Source organism: Falsiroseomonas oryziterrae, assembly GCF_021864505.1.
Classification (GTDB): domain Bacteria; phylum Pseudomonadota; class Alphaproteobacteria; order Acetobacterales; family Acetobacteraceae; genus Falsiroseomonas; species Falsiroseomonas oryziterrae.
The window spans coordinates 1-7140 of record NZ_JAKJIB010000209.1 but is presented as its reverse complement, the minus strand read 5'-3'; the positions used below and the strand labels follow the sequence as shown (position 1 = coordinate 7140).

Below are 7140 nucleotides of genomic sequence, written 5' to 3'. Positions count from 1 at the left end.
GGGCGCGCTGCGGGCCGGGCGAGCCGTCGGCCGCGAAGCTCGCGACGCGGCCGCCGGTGCTGTCCGCGATGCCCGCGGAGCCCGGCACGAGCCCGTGCAGCGCGACGCCCTGGCGCGGCAGCTGCTGGCAGAGGTTGTAGAAGACGTTCTCCACGCCGCCCTTGCGCTCGGGGAACCATCCGTTCCCGATACCGAGGACGCTCAAGCCTTGCATGCTGCCCCCCGATCGTCGTCGTGCGAACCGCCGTGGCGTCAGGCGGCCATGTCGGCCGGCACTTGCGGGATGTCCCGTGCGGCGTGCGTCGCCCTCCCGGCCGCAGCCGGGCGTCCGCCGAGATGGCGCCGGTACGCCGCGGTGACGACGTCGTGGATGCGCTGCCGGAAGACGCTGCTGCCGAACGCCTCTGCATGGGCGCGGATGGCCGCCGGGTCGTAGGCGTCCGGATCGAAGTGCCGCAGGACCGTGACGAGGCTGTCGGCCGTCTGTGCGTCGAAGAACTCGCCGGTGACGCCGGGCACCACCGTGTCGAGCGCGCCATCCTGGCCGAGCGCGATCACCGGCCGCCCGGAGGCCATCGCCTCGAGCGGGGTGATGCCGAAATCCTCGGCCGCAGGCAGCACGAAGGCGGCGCATTCGGCGAAGAGCCGCGCCTTCGCCTCGCCCTCGACGCGGCCGGCGAACTGCACCGTCGGCCCGGCCAGCCGCTCAAGCCGCGCGCGGTCGCGGCCGTCGCCCGCGACGACCAGCGGCAGGCCCAGCGCGTTGCAGGCCTCGATCACGATGTCCGCGCGCTTCCAGGGCACCAGGCGCATCAGCACCAGCAGGTAGCGCCCGTGCGTGCGGGCCGGGTGGAAGGCGGCGAGATCGACCGGGGGCGGGATGATGGTGCTGCGCCGGCGGTAGGTCCTGAGCACGCGCCGCTGCACGGTACGGCTGGTCGAGATCCAGTGGTCCACAAGCTGCGCCGAAGCGATGTCCTGGCCGCGTAGATGCGGCAGGAAGGGCAGGACGGCCGCACGCTTCAGCGGCGAGAAGCCCTCGCGCCGCGCATAGTTGTGGAAATCCCAGAGGAATCGGCCGGGCGAATGGCAGTAGCAGACGTGGCAGGCCTCGGCGTCGCCGACCACGTTGTGCGCGAAGTTGAAGGAGCTGCTGAGGATCAGGTCGTAGCCGGTCAGGTCCAGGCTGTGCATCGCGAAGGGGTAGAGCGGGAAGACCGCGCGATGGTAGCGGTTGGCGCCGGGAAGGCGTGCCAGCCAGGACGGTCGGATGTCCCAGGCGTCGAAGGCGCGCGGCATCGCCTCCGGCAGGTAGACCGGGCAGAACACCGGCGCGTCGGGAAAGAGCGCGTGGAACTCCTCCAGCACCTTCTCCGCGCCGCCATACTGGTTCAGCGCGTCATGGACGAGAGCGACCTTCATCGCCGCGCGCCCGCCGCAAGCCGGCTCATGCCCGCACCTGCCCGCGCAGGCTGCCGTAGCGCCGGAGTTCGTAGGGCGCGTAGCCCGGCACCTTGCTCAGATCGACGTCGTTCAGCACCGCCGCGATCAGGCTCGCGCCGCCCGCCGAGAGCGTCCGCAGCGCAGCCTGCGCGGCGTCGACCGGCGTGCGGTTGCAGCGCACGACGAGGATCGTCGCCGTCGCCGCGCGCGCGACGAGGACGGCGTCCGAGAAGGCGCCGGCCGGCGGCGTGTCCACGATGATGCAGTCGAACGACAGCGCCGCCGCGCGCAACACCTCGGCGAAGCCGGCCGAGGCCAGCACGTCCTGCGGCGCGTTGGTGCCTTCCTCCGCGGCGAGGATCCTCAGCGGGGAGTCGGGATCCTGCCGGATCGCATCGTCCAGCGGGCACCGGGCTTCGATCACCGCGACGACGCCCTGCGTCTCGGCCCCGCCGAGCGCCGCGCGCGAGACCGAAGGGCAGCGCAGGTCGCCGTCGATCAGCAGCACCGCGAGACCTGACGAGGCCATGCTGCGGGCCAGGGCCAGCGCCACGCTCGTCTTGCCGTCGCCGCCGAGCGCCGAGGTGACGACGAAGATGTGCGGCGGCGTGGGGGGCAGCGCGACCGCCAGCCGATGGCGCAGGTTGCGCACCGATTCCGCGGCAGCCGAGCGCGGGTTGCGAACCACCTGGCGTGCCAGCGGCGCCCGGCGCGGCACACTCGGCAAGGCGCCGAGCACGGTCAGCCCGAGCCCTGCTTCGACGTCCTTGATGGAGCCGAAGCCGGCCCGCAGGCGTTCGCGCGCGATCGCGATGCCGACGCCGGACGACGCCGAGACGGCGAAGGCCAGCGCGAGGAAGATGAAGGTGCGCGGGAAGGCCGCCCCCTGCGGCGGCACGGCCGGCGAGACGATGCGGGCATCCGCCTGCTGGATGCCTTCCTGCGCCGAGACCTGCTGCCGGCGCACCAGGAGGCTTTCGTAGAGCGCCCGCACCGCCTGCGCCTCGCGCTCCAACTGGCGCGCCCGCACCTCCGCCACCTCATTCGCCGCCATGCGCGTGCTGAGTTCCTCCATGGCGCGGCGCAGGCTTGTCTCCCTGGCCTGCGCCACGGCGAGCTCGCCCTGGACGCCCTGGAGGACCTTCTGCACCTCCTCCTGGACCTTCCGCTGCGCCTCAATGCGCTGCGCGCGGAGCGACACCAGCGTCGGATGCTGCGCGCCGAGCTGCGCCGACGCCTCCACCTCGCGCCGCATGGCCTCGGCCTCGGCCAGGCGCAGCCGGCCGATATTGTCCGAGCCGACCACCTCGTTGAGCGTCTCGCCGCGCGCGCCGCTCTCGCGGATCCTCTGCGCGCGTGCCGCCAGGCGCGCCACCTCGCCCTGCGCCACCGAGATCTGCCCGTTCAGGTCCGCCATCTCCTGCGCGACGAGCCCGGTGCCGCGCGGCGAGAAGAGACGGTTGCGCTCCCGGTACTCCTGCACCGCGAGTTCCGCCGTGGACAGGCGGCCCGCCAGGCTGCTGATCTCGCGGTCGAGCCAAGCGCTCGCGCTGCGCAGCGCATCCGCCTTCATGCGCCGCTGGTTCTCGACATATAGGTCGATGTGCCGGTTCAGCACCTGCGCGGCGACCACCGGATCCATCGCCTCGAAGTAGGCCGTGATCATGTAGGACCGGCCGTCGAAGCGAAGCGAGAAGCGGTCGCGATACGCGTTCACCACCGCCTCGAACAGGCGCTGGTCGGTCGGCGGGCTCCAGATGCCCTGCGCCGTGTCCTCCAGCCAATTCGCCGCCCCGCCGAACGGCATGCCCCGATCAGCCGCCCAACGCACCGCGTCGGCGAGCGCGGCGACGACGCGATACCGTAGCGGTCCGCGGACGGCGAATTCGGGCTCATCCACCAAGCCGAGGTCGCTGACCACGGTGCGGATCAGGCCAGGGCTCTGCAGGATCTCGGCCTCGGTCCGCACAGCGTCCGAACCGGCAGTGGCAGAAGGGCCGGTGAGCACGGCGCGCATCTCGGCATACACGACCTGACGCGTATCCAGCATCACCTGCGCCTCACTGCGGTACCAGGGCGTCACGCTGGTGATCAGCAGCGCCGCCAGCACCGTCAGCGCGACGGTCCAGGCGGCGATGAAGCCGGCATGGCGTCGCGCCGCACCGAACAGCGCGCCGACGGTCTCGGCTGGCAGGACGCCCTCCGGTTGGGGCTGCGCCGCGACGCGAGCCTCAGCTGCGCGCCATGTCGTGTCGTCGGTCTTTTGCATCAAATCCGCTCTTCCACGCGTGGCGGGACGATGTGCTCAGGCGGCCGAAGGACCGTTCAGGAGCGGTGGTAGCGGCATGAGACCTCAGCCTCGCACGGCCTGGACAATCATGTTTCGTTCAAATCACGGCAGAGTGACAGATCCCTAGTTACTGCAAGTCAACAAGTCTCACAGAGGCGAGAGTACCACCCATGCGCTCGCCTCGCGCTCGCCCGTTGCAATTATGTCTTGAATTCCGCGCAGCGGTATAGGCGCCTATCACATACACGTAAATTAGCCAGCCGAGATCATGATCTCTAGTTCCACTGCAACAGAATTGTCTTAACGTTCCATCTTGACTGCTGAATCATGAGCCACGTCGAAATCACGCGGTAGAGATTGCCTAGTTTAGTGACGTCTATCAAACCAATCGAAAACATCGGGCTCACCGCAAATGCGGGGCATGTGATTTTTTGTCCTTTCGCTGAAGTCGACGACGCCTCGCAACAGTTCGTGGCCCTTTGTCGGTCGAGATTGCGGGTTTCATCGGTTGGATGAACGCCCCCCTCAGCCGGTGCGGGCGTCGCCCATGACGAAGGAGCAACGGGACCCATGCCGAAGAAGACGCAGCGTATCCTCGTGACAGGTGGTGCAGGCTTCATCGGCTCGCATTTGTGCGAACGAATGCTTCGCGACGGCCACGACGTCCTGTGCGTGGACAACTACTTCACCGGCTCTCGGTCCAACATCGCGCATCTCATCGGCGATCCCTCCTTCGAGGTGCTGCGCCACGACGTCACCTTCCCGCTCTACGTAGAGGCGGACCGGATCTTCAACCTCGCCTGCCCGGCCTCGCCGGTGCACTACCAGTACGATCCCGTGCAGACGACGAAGACCAGCGTGCACGGTGCCATCAACATGCTCGGCCTGGCCAAGCGGCTGCGCGCGCGCATCCTGCAGGCCTCGACAAGCGAGGTGTACGGCGATCCCGTCGAGCATCCGCAGCGCGAAGGCTACTGGGGCAACGTGAACCCGATCGGGCCGCGCGCCTGCTACGACGAGGGCAAGCGCTGCGCCGAGACGCTGTTCTTCGACTATCACCGGCAGCACGGGCTCGAGATCAAGGTCGCCCGCATCTTCAACACCTACGGCCCGCGGATGCGTCCCGACGACGGCCGCGTGGTGTCGAACTTCGTAGTGCAGGCACTCGCCGGGCAGCCGATCACGGTCTACGGCGACGGGCAGCAGACACGCTCCTTCTGCTACGTGGACGACTTGGTGGATGGGCTCGCGCGCTTCATGGCGACGCCGGCCGCCGAGCCCGGCCCGCTGAACCTCGGCAATCCCTCCGAGTTCACCATGCTCGAATTGGCCGAGACGGTGCTGCGGCTGACCGGATCGCGCTCGCGCCTCAGCTTCGCGCCACTGCCGGCGGACGATCCCCGCCAGCGCAGGCCGGAGATCGGCAAGGCCCGCGAGTTGCTCGACGGCTGGGCGCCGGTGACGCCGCTCGAGGACGGGCTGGAGCGGACCATCGCGTATTTCCGCCTCACGCTCGGCCATGGTCCCGCGCGCAGCATCATCGCCATGCCGGCGGCGAGCGCCCCACCCGAGATCGCCGCGGCTCTCCGCCGGGTCGGGGGGGGTCCGGCGCCCGCTGCGACCGGCACCACCGATCCGGCCGAGCCGATCCAACGCACATCCGCCTAGGACATTTACCGCGTGCCGCTTGGCGGTGCGCGGGACGGGCAATTTCGCATCAGGCAGGCGGTCAGATGAGCGGCCAGGCAACCTTGCAGACGAAGTCAGACCTCTCCGATCTGCGTGCGCTGCTCGCGGATCCGGCATCGGCGGCGCGTCCGGGCCGGATCCGCGTCACGCAGACGACGATCCGGATCGGCGTCGCGATCGCCGACGCGGCCATGCTCGTCGGCTTGGCGATTCTTTCGCGCCACTTCTTTCCCGGCGTGGCGAAGACCTTCAGCACGTCCGAGGTCGCCGGCCTCGGCCTGCTGGTGGCCGCGCTGGCGGTTCCGGTCCGCTACGCGCTGCGGCTCGCTCTCGCGCCCGATCCCGAGCCCGCAGGCTCGGCCGCGCTGCGCGCGGTGGCGGCGATCACCGTGGCGCTCGCCGAGATCGGTGCGCTCGGCTGGCTGGTGCTGCCCGCCACGGCCCCGCTCTGGCACGACATGCCCAACTGGCTGCTGGCCTGGGGCGCCTGCGCCGCCATCGCGGCCGCGGCGCTGCGCTTCTCCGTCGGATGGCTCGCCGATGACGTGCTGCGCGGACATGGCGTCGTCGTCGTGGGCACGGCGGAGGCAAGCGAGCCGATCGCACGCGCCGTCGCCGAGGAGGAGGCGCGCGGCTGGCGGCTCGCCGGCCGCCTCGACGACCGCGATCCTGGCGCGATCGGCCATCTCCTGCGGCTGATCGACCACGGCGGCGTGGACATGGTGGTGCTGTCCATCTCCGGTCCCGACGCGGCGGCGCGGATCGACGCGGTGCGCGACCGCGTGGCGGACCGGCGCATCCGCGTGTGCCAGGCGCTGGACGCTGACAGCTTTGCCCGGCTGCCGCCGGGGCTGAGCCCGCTCGGGCGCTACGCGCTGCTCGACCTGCTGAACGATCCCCAGGGCGGGCTCGACGGCGCCCTGAAGCGGGCGACCGACATAGGCATCGCGGGCACGCTGCTGCTGCTGCTCTCGCCCCTGCTGCTGCTCGTCGCGCTCGCGATCCGGCTCGAATCGCCCGGGCCGGTACTGTTCCGCCAATGGCGCTTCGGCCTCTGCAACCGACCGATCCGGGTGATCAAGTTCCGCACCATGCGCTCCGACGCCTGCGACCCGACCGGCGAGCAGCGGACGCAGGCGCGGGATGCGCGGGTCACCGCTGTGGGGCGCTTCCTGCGGCGCACCAGCATCGACGAGCTCCCGCAGCTGCTCAACGTGCTGCGCGGGGACATGTCGCTCGTCGGACCGAGGCCGCATCCGCTGCACATGCGCGTCGGCGACGCCTACTACTTCGAGGCGGTCGGCCGCTACCGGGTGCGTCACCTCGTCAAGCCGGGCCTCACCGGATGGGCGCAGGTCAACGGCTCGCGTGGCGAGGTGGACACGCTTGAAAAGGCGCTGCGCCGCGTCGAGCTCGACCTCTGGTACGTGCGGAACTGGTCGCCCGTGCTCGATCTGCGGATTCTCGTGCTCACCGCGATGGGCCGCTTCATCACCTGGGACGCCGATTGATGCACGCGCCTCGACTGCCCGAGCGCGCAGCCCAGCGTCTTCAGCACCGGCTGTCGGGAGCGGCGCCATGTCGACGACATTGACCTTCCAGCAGGGTGTCGGCGGCTATGCCGGCACGGTGGACACCAACCTGCGGGGTGCGGATCCGACGACGAGCTACGCGGTCGCCAAGCAGCTCTTCACCGACACCGAGACGGGCGGCGCGCC

Annotated in this window: 4 protein-coding genes and 1 pseudogene; 2 read left to right on the top strand and 3 right to left on the bottom strand. The window is 70.2% G+C overall.

Going from position 1 to position 7140, the window contains the following annotated elements; translation table 11 throughout:
• From L2I40_RS15625 to L2I40_RS15615, 3 genes and pseudogenes are all read right to left on the bottom strand, one after another.
• A pseudogene (locus tag L2I40_RS15625) lies at positions 1–205 on the bottom strand (glycosyltransferase family 4 protein); the annotation flags it as partial.
• Between the two features lie 47 nt (positions 206–252).
• A complete protein-coding gene (locus L2I40_RS15620; RefSeq protein WP_237216129.1) occupies positions 253–1422 on the bottom strand; it encodes a glycosyltransferase in 1170 nt (389 codons plus the stop codon).
• Positions 1423–1447: 25 nt separating this feature from the next.
• Positions 1448–3712: a GumC family protein gene (locus L2I40_RS15615; RefSeq protein WP_237216128.1), complete on the bottom strand. Its 2265-nt coding sequence runs from the start codon at positions 3710–3712 to the stop codon at positions 1448–1450.
• 591 nt (positions 3713–4303) lie between these two features.
• Between L2I40_RS15615 and L2I40_RS15610 the strand changes: the two genes are divergently transcribed.
• A complete protein-coding gene (locus tag L2I40_RS15610) occupies positions 4304–5401 on the top strand; it encodes a UDP-glucuronic acid decarboxylase family protein (RefSeq protein WP_237216127.1) in 1098 nt (365 codons plus the stop codon).
• A gap of 65 nt (positions 5402–5466) precedes the next feature.
• Positions 5467–6933, top strand: coding sequence for an exopolysaccharide biosynthesis polyprenyl glycosylphosphotransferase (locus L2I40_RS15605; RefSeq protein WP_237216126.1), 1467 nt, complete (start codon positions 5467–5469; stop codon positions 6931–6933).
• Positions 6934–7140 lie beyond the last annotated feature (207 nt).

Bases quoted from the DNA above. Each gene is read 5' to 3' on its own strand.
- L2I40_RS15610 (WP_237216127.1), top strand. From the start codon at position 4,304: ATGCCGAAGAAGACGCAGCGTATCCTCGTGACAGGTGGTGCAGGCTTC.
- L2I40_RS15615 (WP_237216128.1), bottom strand. From the start codon at position 3,712: ATGCAAAAGACCGACGACACGACATGGCGCGCAGCTGAGGCTCGCGTC.
- L2I40_RS15605 (WP_237216126.1), top strand. From the start codon at position 5,467: ATGAGCGGCCAGGCAACCTTGCAGACGAAGTCAGACCTCTCCGATCTG.
- L2I40_RS15620 (WP_237216129.1), bottom strand. From the start codon at position 1,422: ATGAAGGTCGCTCTCGTCCATGACGCGCTGAACCAGTATGGCGGCGCG.